This is a genomic window from Bacillus sp. EA-CB0995 (genome assembly GCF_055814245.1).
Genome location: NZ_CP169269.1, coordinates 4154368 through 4170465, shown reverse-complemented (window position 1 = coordinate 4170465; position 16098 = coordinate 4154368). Strand labels below are relative to the sequence as shown.

At 35.4% G+C, this 16098-nt stretch carries 13 protein-coding genes and 1 pseudogene; 13 read left to right on the top strand and 1 reads right to left on the bottom strand.

What is annotated here, in order from left to right:
• Position 1 precedes the first annotated feature (1 nt).
• The 11 genes and pseudogenes from ACEWFJ_RS21430 (at position 2) to ACEWFJ_RS21380 (ending at position 12522) form a co-directional block, all read left to right on the top strand.
• Positions 2-592 (top strand): nucleotidyltransferase family protein, encoded by a 591-nt coding sequence (locus ACEWFJ_RS21430; RefSeq protein WP_473689845.1) that lies wholly within the window; start codon positions 2-4, stop codon positions 590-592.
• A gap of 424 nt (positions 593-1016) precedes the next feature.
• Positions 1017-1804 (top strand): annotated as a pseudogene (locus ACEWFJ_RS21425) (DeoR/GlpR family DNA-binding transcription regulator).
• A 171-nt stretch (positions 1805-1975) separates the two neighbouring features.
• Positions 1976-2842 carry a carbohydrate ABC transporter permease gene (locus ACEWFJ_RS21420; protein ID WP_473689844.1) on the top strand — a complete coding sequence of 289 codons (867 nt, stop codon included), beginning with the start codon at positions 1976-1978 and terminating at the stop codon, positions 2840-2842.
• A 1-nt stretch (position 2843) separates the two neighbouring features.
• Positions 2844-3671, top strand: a complete 828-nt coding sequence (locus ACEWFJ_RS21415; protein ID WP_429720861.1) for a carbohydrate ABC transporter permease — start codon at positions 2844-2846, stop codon at positions 3669-3671.
• A gap of 25 nt (positions 3672-3696) precedes the next feature.
• Positions 3697-5058 (top strand): ABC transporter substrate-binding protein, encoded by a 1362-nt coding sequence (locus ACEWFJ_RS21410; RefSeq protein WP_473689843.1) that lies wholly within the window; start codon positions 3697-3699, stop codon positions 5056-5058.
• A gap of 115 nt (positions 5059-5173) precedes the next feature.
• Positions 5174-6592 carry a CehA/McbA family metallohydrolase gene (locus ACEWFJ_RS21405; protein WP_473692637.1) on the top strand — a complete coding sequence of 473 codons (1419 nt, stop codon included), beginning with the start codon at positions 5174-5176 and terminating at the stop codon, positions 6590-6592.
• Positions 6585-7292 (top strand): HAD family hydrolase, encoded by a 708-nt coding sequence (locus ACEWFJ_RS21400; protein WP_473689842.1) that lies wholly within the window; start codon positions 6585-6587, stop codon positions 7290-7292. The genes ACEWFJ_RS21405 and ACEWFJ_RS21400 overlap by 8 nt, the downstream gene beginning before the upstream one ends.
• Before the next feature lie 68 nt (positions 7293-7360).
• Positions 7361-8461: an ABC transporter ATP-binding protein gene (locus ACEWFJ_RS21395; protein WP_429710363.1), complete on the top strand. Its 1101-nt coding sequence runs from the start codon at positions 7361-7363 to the stop codon at positions 8459-8461.
• A gap of 749 nt (positions 8462-9210) precedes the next feature.
• Entirely contained in the window at positions 9211-10344 is a 1134-nt protein-coding gene (gene ald / locus ACEWFJ_RS21390) for an alanine dehydrogenase (protein ID WP_473689841.1), read from the top strand.
• An 88-nt stretch (positions 10345-10432) separates the two neighbouring features.
• Positions 10433-11848: an amino acid permease gene (locus tag ACEWFJ_RS21385; protein ID WP_473689840.1), complete on the top strand. Its 1416-nt coding sequence runs from the start codon at positions 10433-10435 to the stop codon at positions 11846-11848.
• A gap of 113 nt (positions 11849-11961) precedes the next feature.
• Positions 11962-12522: a class I SAM-dependent methyltransferase gene (locus ACEWFJ_RS21380; protein WP_473689839.1), complete on the top strand. Its 561-nt coding sequence runs from the start codon at positions 11962-11964 to the stop codon at positions 12520-12522.
• Between the two features lie 22 nt (positions 12523-12544).
• On the opposite strand, the gene ACEWFJ_RS21375 is transcribed toward ACEWFJ_RS21380, so the two are convergent.
• Positions 12545-13165, bottom strand: a complete 621-nt coding sequence (locus tag ACEWFJ_RS21375) for a class I SAM-dependent methyltransferase (RefSeq protein ID WP_473689838.1) — start codon at positions 13163-13165, stop codon at positions 12545-12547.
• A gap of 147 nt (positions 13166-13312) precedes the next feature.
• Between ACEWFJ_RS21375 and ACEWFJ_RS21370 the strand changes: the two genes are divergently transcribed.
• Positions 13313-13693 (top strand): ArsR/SmtB family transcription factor, encoded by a 381-nt coding sequence (locus tag ACEWFJ_RS21370; RefSeq protein ID WP_473689837.1) that lies wholly within the window; start codon positions 13313-13315, stop codon positions 13691-13693.
• A 20-nt stretch (positions 13694-13713) separates the two neighbouring features.
• Positions 13714-16074: a heavy metal translocating P-type ATPase gene (locus tag ACEWFJ_RS21365; RefSeq protein WP_473689836.1), complete on the top strand. Its 2361-nt coding sequence runs from the start codon at positions 13714-13716 to the stop codon at positions 16072-16074.
• Positions 16075-16098: the final 24 nt, after the last annotated feature.

The following is a 16098-nucleotide window of genomic DNA, read 5'->3' as shown; positions in this document are numbered from 1 at the left end:
TATGAAAATCATTGGTGTATACTTGGCGGCTGGAAATAGTAGACGAATGGGGCCGGGAATACAAAAACTTTCTCTTCCTTTACATAATGAACCACTAGGTAATGCAGCCCTCAAAACCGCTCTTTCTTCAAATCTCTCCGATATTATTATTGTCACAAATGACGCGAATTGGGTTTCACAATCATTACGATATGAGAACGTGCACATTCTTTCTTGTTCTCATTCTAGTCAAGGACAATCACATTCACTTCGCTGCGGTGTTAAGAAAGCAATGCATATGAAAGCAGATGGGATTGTTGTCTTACTTGCTGATCAACCCTTTATTAAAACAGAGCTAATTAATGAATTAATAGATTGTTATAAACAAAATGAAACGGTCTATTATGTAGCAGCAAAGTATCGTGGAATTGCAAGACCGCCTGTTTTGTTTGCAAAGAAAACATTTCCTTTCTTGCAAACATTAAAAGGTGACCAAGGAGCTCGTACTATTTTTCAAGAGTCATTTGTAAAGGGCATAACGATATCATATGAAGAAGCGGCCTTTTTTTATGATGTGAATAGTTGGAGTGATTATACGAAAATAATAAAATGAAACCTCCATCAGTGGAGGTTTCTTTCATCCCCCACCGATCTTCTTCGCCTTTCTCTCAATTTTAAGGTGGGGGTCTCACTGCCCGCGAATAGCGGGATAAAGTGATAAATATATTTCGAAAATAGTTATATATATATTGAAGAAACTAATATGCTGTTAGCTTCTTAAACATTTCTATTGACATTCATAATCGAGAAGAATCTAGAAAAAGGTTTTTCATCTCATACTTCTAGTAGTTCATTTATTGTAGCATTTGTGTTATCCTTGTCCGTGTGAGTCTACTGTTAATGCGGGATAAATAGAGAGTATATTCATACAACGCTACTGTACTTATAGATAGTGTCATTCTAAAGGTATCATTCTAGTCTTTATAAGCATTTTTAGAAATATGTATATTTTTGTAATACAAAGAGGTGTGAATTGGATGAAATCTTATACACAATTTGAGCGAAGAAAATACATACTTGATGAGTTAGAAAAATACAATCGAGTGATGGTAAATGATTTAGCCAAAGTGTTAAATGTTACCACAGAAACAATTCGAAGAGATTTAGATATGATGCATAAGGAAGGTAAACTGACGAAAATACATGGTGGTGCAGTTAAGAAAAAGATCATACCATTGAATTTTATTTTGACAAACGTCGATCTGAGAATATTGAAGAAAAACGAAAAATTGCTATGGAAGCAAGTAAAGTGGTAGAAGACAACGATATTATTGCAATTGAAATTGGAACGACTACGATGCAAATTTTGGATTTTATACATGATAAAAAGAATTTGACAATCCTAACAAACTCGATACCAGCTGTCAATAAGATTATTGAGCTTAAAGAACAGTATGATTCATTTGATTGTAAATTAATAGTCTTTGGTGGAATATTAAACTCAAATTCATTAGCATTGTCTGGAGAAATGACGTTAAACTATCTTAACCAATTTACTGTTAATAAATTATTTGCTTCATGTGATGGAATTTCTTTAGAGCAGGAACTGACGTGTTCGTATATTGAGGATGCGCAGATTTTTCAGCAATTAAAGAAAAATGCAAAACAAGTTGTGATGATGATAGATGAGTCAAAGTTTAATTTAACAAAGTTTTATAAAAGCGGAAATTTTGAGGATATCGATGCGCTGTATACAAATGCTAAACTCGATGAAAGATGGCAAAACGCTCTATTAAGTAAAGGGATTGAAGTAATAACGGTATAGAAACAACATCTTAAAGTAGACTATTTCTTAATGAGAAATAGTCTTTTTTGTTATGTTTTTTTGTAAATGCATTGTTTTGTTTTGTTATTATGTTGATTTTACAATTCGTTAACATAATAACAACATTGTATTAATAATGTGCTCGTACAATATGAATTAGGAGGTGCAAGAATGCAAATAAAATTATCAAAAGCTGTGTTCTTTTTATTACCGGTTGGAATACCTCTAATATTATTTTGGATCATTCCGAATTTATTTAGTTTAGGTATTAGTTTTACAGACTGGGATTTCATGACCAGTGACTTTAATTTTGTTGGTTTAGATAACTATATTAATTTGTTTACACAGGATTCTTTTATACAGGCATTGTTAAATACTCTTTATTTTGGAATTGGGACAGTCGTTCCAACGATTGTATTAGGTTTAGGTTTCGCATTGTTCTTCCGAAAGAAGTTCAGAGGCTCTGCAATTTATCAATTAATGATTTTTTCGCCTTGGGTAACACCAACGGTAGCTGTATCCATTGTATGGTCACTTCTATATGAACCTCAATATGGAGCTATCAATAAGGCGCTAGAATTTTTCGGGATACCGGGTTTGGACTGGCTGAAGAGCAGTGATACAGCGATGCTAGCGGTCATTATTGTAACGGTATGGAAACTAGTTGGATGGACGATGCTTTTCTATATCGGTGCACTAGAGAAAGTACCAGATAGCTTGTATGAAGCTGCTAGTATTGATGGAGCAAATTCATGGCAGAAATTTCGAAATGTAACACTACCGATGGTTTCACCAACAACTTTCTTCTTAGTTGTTGTCAATATAATTACTTCGGTACAGGCTTATGATCAAATTAAAATTTTAACACAAGGTGGACCGAGTGGTTCGACACGAACGTTACTTTATTTATTCTTCCAACAAGCGTTTGAACAGTTCGATATGGGGTCCGCAACGGCAATCGCATTTATTATATTAATCATTACAATCCTACTATCCGTTATAAACAAGATAATAGGTGACAAGTGGGTGAACTATTAAGATGAATGATAAGAAAAAGACGCCATTAATTCTAAAGCATATCTTTTTGGCTGTATCAAGTATCTTGTTTGTCTTTCCATTCATATGGATGGTACTTGGTTCGTTTAAAACATCCAGTGAAGTATTACAAGGAGGTTTTTGGCCTAAGGAATTCCACTGGGAAAATTATCGTCAAGTATTAGACATTCTTCCATTTAACACGTATATATTTAATAGTTTTTATACCTCTTTCCTCATTACTATATATGTACTTGTTTCGTCTGCACTCTTTGCTTATATGTTGGCATTTTATAAGTTCAAAGGGAAGAACTTGACATTTAGTGTTGTCATGGCAACGTACATGATTCCTGGAGCTGTATCGTATGTTCCGGTATATGTGATGTTAGGAAAAACGGGCTTACTTAATTCGCACTTTGGATACATTATCACTATGGCTGTTAGTGTATTCGGTATTTTCTATTTAAAACAGTCATTCCACAAGGTTGGTTATGAAACAGTAGAAGCAGCCAAAATTGATGGAGCAAGTGATTGGCGTATTCTTTGGAAGATTATTTTTCCAATGACGAAATCATCATTTGTAACACTAGGTTTGGTTACATTTATTGGGAATTACAATAATTATATTTGGCCAGCTCTTATATTGAATGATGGCAACAAAAAATTAATTACTAACGGAATTGCTGATTATTTCATTAATAGTTCCTTAGGCCGAGATTGGTCGCACATTATGGTTGCAAGTACAATCGCTACAGTGCCGCTCTTAATCGTATTTTTAGTTTTACAAAAATGGTTCCTCTCAGGCGTTACTGATTCAGGAATAAAAGGCTAACTAAACATTAAAGGAGACATTCGGGATGAGAAAATTATTAATGCTTTTAACGATTTTGTCATTATTTGTTGGTGCACTTGCAGGCTGTTCAGGTGGAAAAGGAAATACTGTCAAAGTAACTAAAGAAGGGGATAAGATTGTTGTTCCGTTTATTAATGGCGTAGGTGGTTCACTTGCAGATCAAGTAGATAAGATTGTCGAGGAATACAATAAAAGTCAAGACAAGTATGTAGTGAAAACAACAAAAGCAGGTAACTACGATGAGTCTTATCAAAAGCTTCAAAGTGGATTTGCAGCGAATAACCAAGAGGCAATTGCATTGTTAGGTTCAGACGTCATTCAAGAATATGCGAAGAAAAAGTTAATTGTACCTCTAGATCAATATGTTAAAGATGATAAGCAATTTAATAAAGACGATTACGGAAAAGGTTTTATGAATCAAGCAACAATTGATGGGAAATTGTATGGAATTCCTTTTTACGGTACAACTCAAATCTTTTATTACAATAAAAAAGTGTTAGCGGAAAATGGCTTTACACCTGACGATTTAAAGACGTGGGAAGGTGTAGAAAAAGTAGCGAAAAAAGTAGCAAAACGTGACGCAAGTGGAAATGTCACATACGCAGGTTGGATGCCAATGTGGGGTACGTCAAACTTAATTGACGCAGTTCGCAGTGCTGGCGGAAATGTATTAAGTGAAGATGGTACAAAAGTGTTAATCAACGATGACACTTGGGTTACAGTATGGGAAAAATTCCGTACATGGCTTCATGACGATAAAATTATGAATATTCATTCAGGTGGAACTGGATGGGAGTATTGGGATAAAACAATCATTGATTTAGTTGAAGGTAAAACGTTAGGATATACAGGCTCATCTGGTGACCAAGGATTTGTTTTTAAATCGTTAGGTAAAGGAATGACTGAGCAAGAACGCCTTGACACATTTGGAGCAGTACCACAACCAGGTTGGGGTGATCATAAACCAGCGCCAAAATTAGAAAGTTATTTATTCACATTAACGAGAAATGTTGATCCAGAAGTAGCAAAAGGTGCATATGACTTTATGAAATTTGCTACAAGCACTGAGAAAACAGCTGAATGGTCAATGGCAACAGGCTATATCCCTGTTCGTAACCATGTAACAGATTATGCTCCTTATGCTGAGTTTGTTAAAAAACAACCACAAGCATTAGTTCCAGTAGAGCAAGCTAATAAATATGGAGTTGCGCCATTTGTGGATCCAACAGGTGGTAAAATCAATGACGCATTAAATGTAGCTAAGGATAAAGTAGAAATTGAAGGAATCCCTGCAAAACAAGCATTAGATGAAGCGGCTAAAGTTGCGCAGGAAGAATTAGATAAAGTCGTGAAAAAGAAGAAATAAAGTTTTCACGTATTACTTTGTAAAGGAACGAGAGGTGCTTTTGAACCAAAGAGGTACCTCTCCTCTATATTTTGGTAAGTAAAAATAGAAAAAAGGTGTGGAAATCATGATTGAAATGAAAGGTGCCATGACTCTTTCTCCATTCGTAAAAAATAAACATTGTTTCCAAATGGATTCAACTGACATTGTCAACTTTACATTAACTATCGATCAAGGGATCGGCCGAAAAATTCCGCTTTTACTAATCTTGAGAGACCCTAATGGGTATGTACGTATACAGTATCAAACGCCAATTGTTGACGAAAAACTAGTTGTTGCAAAAGATCCAAAGTTTTGTTCCGCTGGTTGCGTTGGAGGGGAAATACCGTCTGGTAATTGGGAATTAGAAGTAGTATATACCCCTCATTGTGCAGATAAAGCACTAAAGTTTACCGGAAGAAACATGGACTATAAGGTAAATATATTAGTGAATGACGAGGTAGAACGAGAATATAATCGAGAGCATTTTTGCAAGGAAAATGTCTTTATTGATGAATACAATTTTGAAAAGGTAATAAATGAAGAGCATCGTTGGTACAAAGGAGATTTTCATGTCCACACAGATTTAACAGATGGCGAGATGGATGACGAGCTGGCAATGAGCGTATGTGAAAAACAAGAGTTAGATTTTTTATATGCGACGGAACACAATATTGTTATGCCATCTTATCAAAAAGGAAGCACATTGATAATACCATCGATGGAACTTACAACTCCTTACGGTCATTACAATGTGTTCGGGATGAAAGAATACGTTAACTTCACAGAGTATTTAGATGAATCGCTTAACGCTAAAAGCATGGATGAATTATTTTCTTTCATAAAAGAAAAAGACTATTTAATTAGTGTGAATCACGCATTTATGAAACCTTGGACGAACCAAATTGATATTGATCTAGAAAATATTCATACAATGGAAATCATGTGTGATCCAACTTATAGCAAAAGTAAGCCATCTACTTTAGAAGCTTTAAAATTCTTCGATCAAATGTGGTTAAATGGTCTTAAAATCTGGGGGATAGGCGGAAGTGATTCTCATTTACATCCATCTAAAACATTCCCAGGATCTAAAGACCCATCAATTTATGGTGACCCAGGAACGTATGTATTATGTAATGGCTTATCTATTAAAAACTTAAAGGATGCTATTCAAAGAGGCAGAATTTATTTTTCTCGATTTAGAAAATTAGAGATAGATATTCAAAATGAAGGTAAAACCATTTATGTCGGCGATGAGGCTCAAGGAAATATTCGCTACAACATTCAGACAGATAAACCGTGCGAGTGGAGATTGATTGTGAATGGCCAAATAATTGAAAAAGAATTTGGTAGCCAAGTAACCTTTGACTTTTCTTTAAATGAAGGAGCATATGCTAGAGTTGAAGGTTGGGAAGATGATGAATTAGTAGCGTTTATAAATCCTATTCATAATAACGTTAAGCGTCAGGATATTAAAACATGGTATGAAGTTTTAGGAGGACCAGAGGGTGAATAAAGGAATTATTTTTGATAAAGATGGAACACTTATACAGCTAGATTCTGTATGGTACAAAGTTGTTCATCGTGTGCTAGATGATATATTTCAAATGTATCCAAATGAAAAAAGTAAACGAAATGAATACCTAAAGATTATTGGTATGAGTGATGACGATTTTGAGAGTACGAGTTTACTAGCTTGTCAAACAAATTACTTTATTGCGGCTGCATGGTTTTCGTTATTAGAAAATCAAAATGTGGATAAAGAGAGCTTTATTCATGAGGCATGTGTATTATTCAAAAAACACTCTACAGCAGATGATCTCGTATTTACAGAAGTGAAAGGTGCAAAAGAAACATTAAAATATTTAAAAGATCATGAATATGTAATAGGCGTTGTTACAGCAGACGACGTTGATGCAGCTATTCATTCACTTAAAATGACAGGATTATATGATTATGTAGACTTTTTAGGTGCAGATGATGGTGTTAATAAACCAAAGCCTGACAGTGATTTCTATTATATGTTCAAAGAGAAATTTTCATTGAATGAAGAAGATATTTTAATGGTAGGCGACACACTAACAGACATTAAATTTGCAAGAAATAGCAATATTAAAGTAGTGGGTGTCTTATCGGGTGCGAGCAGTAAGGAAGATTTGGAAGGCGAAGCGGATTATATTTTAGACAGTATGAAGGACATTTCTAAAATTTTATAAAACAATGTGTGGTCAATATTGTCAATAACAGTATCTATTAAAAATAGCTAAAATTATAGGAGGCAATTATGGCTCAGCTATCATTCAAAAATATTTATAAGAAATATGATAATGATATGACAATCGTAAAAGATTTTAATCTAGAAGTGAATGATGGGGAATTTATCGTTTTGGTTGGACCTTCAGGATGCGGGAAATCGACGACATTACGTATGATTGCAGGACTTGAGGAGATTTCAGATGGAGACTTTTATATTGATGGAGAGCGTGTAAATGATGTTACACCGAAAGATCGAGATATCGCAATGGTTTTTCAAAACTACGCTCTTTATCCACATATGACAGTTTATGATAACATGGCGTTCGGCTTAAAGCTGCGAAAATATAGTAAAGAGGAAATTGACCAACGTGTGAAACATGCAGCACAAATCCTTGGACTTGAGCAATATTTAGACCGAAAGCCAAAGGCACTTTCAGGTGGACAACGTCAGCGTGTTGCATTAGGTCGAGCGATTGTTCGAAATGCAAAAGTTTTCTTAATGGACGAGCCATTATCAAACTTAGATGCGAAGCTGCGCGTTCAAATGCGTGCTGAGATTACAAAGTTACACCAACAGCTGCAAACAACAACTGTGTATGTTACACATGATCAAATAGAAGCGATGACAATGGCGACACGCTTAGTTGTGCTAAAGGACGGTATCATCCAACAAGTCGGTACCCCTAAAGAAGTTTATGAAAAACCAGAGAATGTATTTGTCGGAGGCTTTATCGGCTCTCCTGGAATGAACTTTTTCAAAGGAACATTAACAGAAAATGCTGTTATGATTGATAAATGGAAAATTGAAGTTCCAGAAGAGAAGATGAAAAGTTTACGAAACAAAGGGTATGTGAATAAAGAAATTATCATAGGTATACGTCCAGAAGATTTTTATTACGGAAAAACACTTGTAGATTTACCTCATAATACAAAGATAACGGTAACGATTGATGTATCAGAATTAATGGGATCAGAAACATATCTTTATTCTAATATCAATGGTCAATCCTTTGTCGCGCGTGTTAACTCCTCAGTTGATGTGCATAGTCAATCTGAGATGGATCTAGCTTTGAATATGGACAAAGTTCATTATTTTGATTCTGAAACTGAAAAACGAATTGTTTTATAACAAGTCATCAACACTTCGACAGTATCAGAGTAATAAATTCTATCAGGCCTATCCCAAGCAGGGATAGGCCTTTGTTGTTGAGTAATTTCTTTCATTTTTAATAAAGTGAAACTTCCATCAGTGGGGGAGTATTCATTGTTTGTTATCTATCCTCAAGTCAGTTACCCAGATTTGGTTGCAGATGAATTGTTGTAAGAAAAAATTATTCGAAATTGTGTAGAAATTTATGTATGATTTAACTTAGCTATATTTGGTGTTCGTTTAAAAACACGGATTGATGTAAAAAAATACAAGGATAATGCTCTGTTTTATAAGTGGTTTCGTTCAATTAAATTTAATGAACATAGTATTTGATTTAACTTCAAAAATTATAGTAATAAAGCAATGTGTATATTATCAAAGGTTTTGTAAAGATGTTAAACAAAAATTTACAGGAATCATTGATAAATTTTTACCTATATAATCCAACTTATCCTTTCAATATTTGCACAACACCTATATGCTTCAAAATATTTTCTGGGAATAATAAAAGTGGAATTACAGAAAAGAGAGCGACAGTATACATACTTCTTAAATAAAATATAGTTTATTATATTTACAATATTCAAAATATAAAAACTTTTATATTTTGAATATGTTAGCGTTTTCATACTTGAAAAGTTATGCTAGAATAAATTCATAAGTTATTAATTATTACAAAAAAGAAAAAGAATTCCTTTTTTCTGTTAATTATAAGGGGGCATTTTATTATGCGTATTGGGGTACCAGCAGAAATTAAAAACAACGAAAACCGTGTAGCTATGACACCAGCTGGTGTTGTACATTTAATTCGTAACAATCACGAAGTATTCATTGAAAAGGGTGCAGGATTAGGATCAGGTTTCACTGATGAGCAATATGTAGAAGCAGGAGCAAAAATCGTAGAAACAGCTGAAGAAGCTTGGGCTATGGAAATGGTAATGAAAGTTAAAGAACCAGTTGCGAGCGAATACAAATATTTCCGTGAAGGTTTAGTGTTATTCACTTACTTACACTTAGCTCCAGAACCAGAATTAACAAAAGCATTAATTGAAAATAAAGTAGTAGCAATCGCTTACGAAACAGTTCAATTAGAAAACCGTTCTTTACCATTACTAGCACCTATGAGTGAAGTAGCAGGTCGTATGGCTGCACAACTTGGTGCACAATTCCTTGAGAAAAATAAAGGCGGAAAAGGTATTTTACTTGCAGGTGTTCCAGGGGTAAAACGCGGTAAAGTAACAATTATCGGTGGTGGACAAGCTGGTACAAATGCAGCTAAAATTGCAGTTGGTCTAGGTGCTGAAGTAACAGTTATCGACTTAAGTGCAGAGCGTCTTCGTCAATTAGATGATATTTTCGGCAACCAAGTGGCAACTTTAATGTCTAATCCTTACAATATTGCACAAGCTGTAAAAGAGTCTGATCTTGTAATCGGTGCAGTATTAATTCCAGGAGCAAAAGCACCAAAACTTGTAACAGAAGAAATGATCAAGTCTATGGAGCCAGGTTCTGTTGTTGTTGATATCGCAATCGATCAAGGTGGTATTTTTGAAACAACTGACCGCATTACAACACATGACAACCCAACTTATGAAAAACACGGCGTAGTTCACTATGCAGTTGCAAACATGCCTGGTGCGGTTCCACGTACATCTACACTTGCATTAACAAATGTTACAGTACCATATGCAGTACAAATCGCAAACAAAGGCTACAAAAAAGCTTGTCTAGAAAATACTGCATTATTAAAAGGTCTTAACGCGTTAGATGGCTATGTAACATTCGAAGCGGTTGCAGAAGCTCACGGTGTAGAATATAAAGCAGCAAAAGAATTGTTAGAAACAGAAGCAGTATCTTGCTAATTTAAATATCGAACAATATTTTCATACATCAGGATAAGAGCTAAGAGAAGTGCCTCTTAGCTCTTCTTATCTAGAAGGGGCAAGAATCGTGGCCAACTTATTCAAAAAGAAATCTGTGACAAAATTGTTAGATCAAAGTCAAAGTAAGACTTTGACAAAATCATTAGGGGCATTTGATTTAACAATGTTAGGAATTGGAGCGATTATCGGTACAGGCGTTCTTGTATTAACTGGAATAGTAGCAGCAAGAGATGCTGGTCCAGCTGTTATTTTCTCATTTATGATTGCAGCAATTGTTTGCGGCTTTGCGGCATTATGTTATGCAGAGGTTGCTACAGCACTACCTGTATCAGGAAGTGTATATACGTATTCATATGCAACAATTGGAGAATTTGTTGCTCATTTAATGGGATGGACATTATTGTCAGTATATGTTCTAACAACAGCAGCGGTAGCTGGTGGTTGGACTGGTTACTTTAATAATTTAGTGAGTGGATTGGGATTAGAAATTCCGAAACAATTATTAACGATTCCAGCTCACGGTGGAATTGTAAACCTTCCAGCGGTTATAATTACGTTAGTATTAACATGGTTACTATCTCGTGGTACGAAAGAAAGTAAACGTGTAAATAATGCAATGGTATTAATTAAAATTAGTATTGTTGTATTGTTTATTGTAGTTGGTGTGTTCTATGTAAAACCAACAAACTGGATACCATTTGCACCGTATGGCGTAAGTGGGGTTTTTGCCGGAGCAGCCGCAGTATTCTTTGCTTTCTTAGGATTTGATGCGTTAGCAACTTCAGCTGAAGAAGTAAAAAATCCACAGCGTGATTTACCGATTGGTATTATTGCATCACTTGCTGTTTGTACAGTTATTTATGTTGCAGTTTGTCTTGTTATGACAGGAATGGTGTCATACAAAGAATTAAATGTACCAGAAGCGATGTCTTATGTATTAGAAGTTGTTGGACAGGATAAAGTAGCAGGTGTTATTTCAATTGGTGCAGTAATTGGTATCATGGCCGTAATTTTTGCTTACATTTTTGCAACAACACGTGTATTCTTTGCGATGAGCCGTGACGGTTTACTTCCGAAATCATTTGCAAAAATTAACAAGAAAACAGAAGCGCCGGTATTTTCAACATGGTTAACAGGTATCGTAAGTGCTTTAATTGCCGGATTTGTCGATTTAAAAGAATTGTCAAACTTAGCGAATATTGGAGCATTACTAACATTTGCAATGGTAGCTGTTTCTGTACTGATCCTTCGTAAAACACATCCAAAGTTACAACGTGGCTTTATGGTGCCGCTTGTACCAGCGCTACCAATCATTTCGATTGCATGTTGTTTATTCTTAATGGTTAACTTACCGCTGACAACATGGTTATACTTCGGTGCGTGGCTTGCGTTAGGGGTTATTGTATACTTCGTGTATTCTAAGAAACATAGCCATTTAAAAGAAGATGAAAGTTCGCAAGAGCATTTAAAACAAGCAAATTAAAGGGAGAAAGCCTTGTGCGTTGGGGAGCGTACAAGGCTTTTTTATGTGTAAAAAGGGAATTGGAAAATATTGTAGAAATTTGTATGTTGAAAGATATAAAAGGGGGAGAAATAATGGCTGTAAAAGAAGAATTAAAAGTTGTAGTTGGAGCAGAAGGATATAACAATAACCCAGGCTGGCTGCATACACAAGAAGATGAACTAAATTTATTAAAAAGGGCAGATTGGACGAAAAAGTTTGCTCCAAACGCTATAGCAGCAATCTTGGCAGAGCATGTGTGGGAGCATTTAACATATGAAGAGGGAGTAGAAGCTGCAAAAGTTTGTTATGAATTTTTACAACCAGGGGGCTATATTCGCTGTGCAGTACCAGATGCGTTTTTTCCAGATGAAGATTATCAAGCTGGGGTACAAGTCGGAGGACCTGGACCACTAGATCATCCAGCTGCAAGCCATAAAATTGTTCATAACTATAAAACGATGACTTCGATGTTTGAAGAAGCTGGTTTTGAGGTGAAATTACTAGAGTATTGTGATGAAAACGGGGAATTTCATTATAACGACTGGAATGAAAAAGAAGGCTTTATTTATCGGTCGAAACGCTTCGATCATCGCAACCAAGATGGGAAACTTGGTTTTGTCTCATTGATTGTAGATGCAATTAAGCCTAAATAAAAAAAGAACTGGTGAGCAAAGCTCATTCAGTTCTTTTTTTATATTTTAAAAGCACAATGCGGTAATTACCATGAAAAATAGATGACTCTTCGTATTGGATGGTGAGTGACAACGTTCCTATAATATTACTCAACTTACGATTAATGTTTGTTCCGAGTCGCTCGGTAATAAAGTTCATTAATTTCCTTGATGTATGTAGTTGTTTTTCTTCAGGAAGAAACTTATCCAAGATTACAATAGTCCCTTTTTCCTTCATTACGCGCAGCGCTTCTGAAAGCGCGGCATTAGGATGTTCTACAACGCTTAAAATGAGATTTAAAATAATAACATCAAATGAATTGTTTGGAAATGTAAGCTCTTCGGCATTCATTTGTTGATATGTAACATGAGAATAAGGATACTTTCTTTTGGCTTGCTTTAGCATATGTTCTGAGAGGTCAATTCCAGTGATGAGGGTATCTTTCGGAAGAAGAGGAATATCTTGTCCTGTACCAACTCCAACTAATAATATTTTCTGATTTTCTGTAAAAGGTATAAGCGAAAGTGCTCGTTTTCTTGCTTTGATAAAGAAACGGTTTTGCATGAACAAATCATAAAAGCTAGATAATGTTTTATAAATTTTTTGATTTTGCTTATTTTTCATGACATTCCCTCCGGTTTTTTACTTTTACACACAATGTTCAAAAAATAAAAACGGAAATTATTGACACATATGAGCGATCATTCATATAATAAAAGCATAACATATATGAATGATTGTTCATATGTTCAAATAAAGAGGTGAACTATTGTGACTGAACAAAAAGTAGAAACAACCGAAGAAACGTGTTTACAAAATGTCATTCATCAAGAAATTGTAGAACAAGTACAACAAACAATTCCCCAAGATGATAGCTTAAGTCAAGTAGCAGAGTTATTTAAAGTATTAGGAGATCGTACACGCACACGTATTTTACATGCTTTATTTGAAGCAGAACTGTGCGTATGTGATTTAGCATATTTACTCGGAATGACGCAATCGTCTATTTCTCATCAATTACGTGTATTAAAGCAAGCAAAGCTTGTGAAAAATCGTAAAGAAGGAAAAGTAGTGTACTATTCACTTGCTGATGATCATGTCATTCGCATTTTCGAACAGGCATTTGAGCATGTAAACGAAGAAGAGCAATAGAGACACAAGGAGGGAGACATATGGGGGAAGCATTGGTAAAACGAAAACTTGTGTTAGAAGGCTTGGATTGTGCGAACTGCGCGATGAAAATTGAAAAAGGTGTTGGAGATTTAGAAGGGGTATCTTCTTGTTCTGTTAACTTTGTAACGAAAACAATGACGGTAGAAACAGCGAAACAAAAAGAAGAACATGTTGTAATGGAAGCAAAGCAACTTGTAAATAAATTAGAACCGCATATTCATGTGAAAGAAGAACAAAAAACGAAAGCAACAAAAGAAACATTTGTGTTAGAAGGCTTGGATTGTGCGAATTGTGCGATGAAGATAGAAACAAAAATAAACGAAATGCCTGCAGTTACATCTGCATCTGTTGATTTTGTTTCTAAAAAATTAAGAGTAGAAGTAGCAAACAAACAAGAATTAGAGACAACTGTTGCGAACATAAAAGAAGTCGTACAGAAATTAGAACCAGAAGTAAACGTAGTGCGTGAGAAAGAGAAAACAGAACATAATCATAGTCATGATCACGGAGAAGCGAATACGAAAAAAATGATTTGGCGGTTATCGATTGGGGCGATTTTAACTGCTATTGCTGCACTAGCTTCATTACCGCAAATCATCACAATTCCACTTTTCATGATTGCTTATATTATTATAGGCGGCGATATAGTTTTACGTGCTGCAAAGAATATTGTACGCGGGCAAGTGTTTGATGAAAATTTCTTAATGGCAATTGCAACACTTGGTGCTTTGGGGACTCAAAACTATTCAGAAGCGGTCGCGGTTATGCTCTTTTATCAAGTAGGCGAACTGTTCCAAAGTATGGCAGTGAATCGTTCACGTAAATCTATTAGCTCGTTAATGGATATTAGACCTGATTATGCAAACTTAAAGCTAGGAAATGAAATGAAACAAGTATCGCCAGAAGATGTGCAGATTGGTGATTTCATTATCGTCAAGCCAGGTGAGAAAGTACCATTAGACGGTAAAGTAATAGAAGGAACATCAATGGTAGATACATCGGCGTTAACAGGAGAATCTGTACCGCGTGAAGTAGAAGTTGGCAGTGACGTATTAAGTGGTTTCGTTAACCAAAATGGTGTATTAACAATTGAAGTGACGAAAGAATACGGTGAATCTACTGTTTCAAAAATTCTTGATTTGGTGCAAAATGCAAGTAGTCGTAAGGCGCCAACAGAAAACTTTATTACGAAGTTTGCTCGTTACTATACACCAGCTGTCGTAATTACAGCTGCAGTACTAGCTTTTGTTCCACCACTTATTATAGAGGGGGCAACGTTCTCAGATTGGATTTATAGAGCGTTAGTCTTTCTTGTTATTTCTTGTCCTTGTGCATTGGTTGTTTCTATTCCACTTGGTTTCTTCGGTGGTATTGGCGCAGCATCTAAGAACGGAATTTTAATAAAGGGCAGTAACTATTTAGAAGCATTAAATGATGTAAAACATATCGTATTTGATAAAACAGGTACGTTAACAAAAGGTGTATTTAAAGTAACTGATATGCAGCCGAGCGAATTTGTGACGAAAGAAGAATTGTTAGAGTATGCAGCATTTGCAGAAGTATATTCGAATCATCCAATTGCACAGTCAATTCGAGCTGCATATGGAAAAGCAGTGAATGAGCATATGATTGAGGAGTATAATGAAATTTCTGGTCATGGCACAGTTGTGAAAGTTAGCGGAAAAGAAATTTTTGCTGGAAATGCAAAGTTAATGAGTAAAGAAAATATTCCATTCCAGCAACCGCAAACAGTTGGAACACTCGTCCACGTAGCTGTAGATGGTATGTATGCTGGATATATTGTAATTTCTGATGAAATTAAAGAGGATGCTAAGCAAGCCATTCAATTATTAAAACAACTTGGTGTGAAAAGAACCGTTATGTTAACTGGCGATGCAAAATCAGTCGGAGAAGCAGTTGGAAAACAACTTGGAATTGACGAAGTTCATGCAGAACTGTTGCCACAGCAAAAAGTAGAAGAAATTGAAAAAATTGATGCGACAAAACATCCGAAAGAAAAAATAGCATTCGTTGGGGATGGCATTAACGATACACCAGTATTAGCAAGAGCAGATGTCGGTATTGCAATGGGCGGTTTAGGATCAGATGCAGCAATTGAAGCAGCTGACATTGTAATTATGACAGATGAACCTTCGAAGATTGCAACGGCTATTCAAATTTCAAAACGTACGCGCAGTATCGTATGGCAAAATATCATTTTTGCTTTAGGGATAAAAGGTGTTGTTCTTTTATTAGGGGCATTTGGCATTGCGACAATGTGGGAAGCAGTCTTCTCAGATGTTGGTGTCACTTTGCTAGCTGTGTTAAATGCGATGCGTGTGTTACGAGTAAAAGCCTAATAGAAGTTTCAATTTATAAAAGCA

Excerpts from the sequence above, each read along its gene's own strand:
- ACEWFJ_RS21380 (WP_473689839.1), top strand. The coding sequence starts at position 11,962 with ATGGCTGTAAAAGAAGAATTAAAAGTTGTAGTTGGAGCAGAAGGATAT.
- ACEWFJ_RS21375 (WP_473689838.1), bottom strand. The coding sequence starts at position 13,165 with ATGAAAAATAAGCAAAATCAAAAAATTTATAAAACATTATCTAGCTTT.
- ACEWFJ_RS21410 (WP_473689843.1), top strand. The coding sequence starts at position 3,697 with ATGAGAAAATTATTAATGCTTTTAACGATTTTGTCATTATTTGTTGGT.
- ACEWFJ_RS21430 (WP_473689845.1), top strand. The coding sequence starts at position 2 with ATGAAAATCATTGGTGTATACTTGGCGGCTGGAAATAGTAGACGAATG.
- ACEWFJ_RS21395 (WP_429710363.1), top strand. The coding sequence starts at position 7,361 with ATGGCTCAGCTATCATTCAAAAATATTTATAAGAAATATGATAATGAT.
- ACEWFJ_RS21420 (WP_473689844.1), top strand. The coding sequence starts at position 1,976 with ATGCAAATAAAATTATCAAAAGCTGTGTTCTTTTTATTACCGGTTGGA.
- ACEWFJ_RS21415 (WP_429720861.1), top strand. The coding sequence starts at position 2,844 with ATGAATGATAAGAAAAAGACGCCATTAATTCTAAAGCATATCTTTTTG.
- ACEWFJ_RS21405 (WP_473692637.1), top strand. The coding sequence starts at position 5,174 with ATGAAAGGTGCCATGACTCTTTCTCCATTCGTAAAAAATAAACATTGT.
- ACEWFJ_RS21365 (WP_473689836.1), top strand. The coding sequence starts at position 13,714 with ATGGGGGAAGCATTGGTAAAACGAAAACTTGTGTTAGAAGGCTTGGAT.
- ald (WP_473689841.1), top strand. The coding sequence starts at position 9,211 with ATGCGTATTGGGGTACCAGCAGAAATTAAAAACAACGAAAACCGTGTA.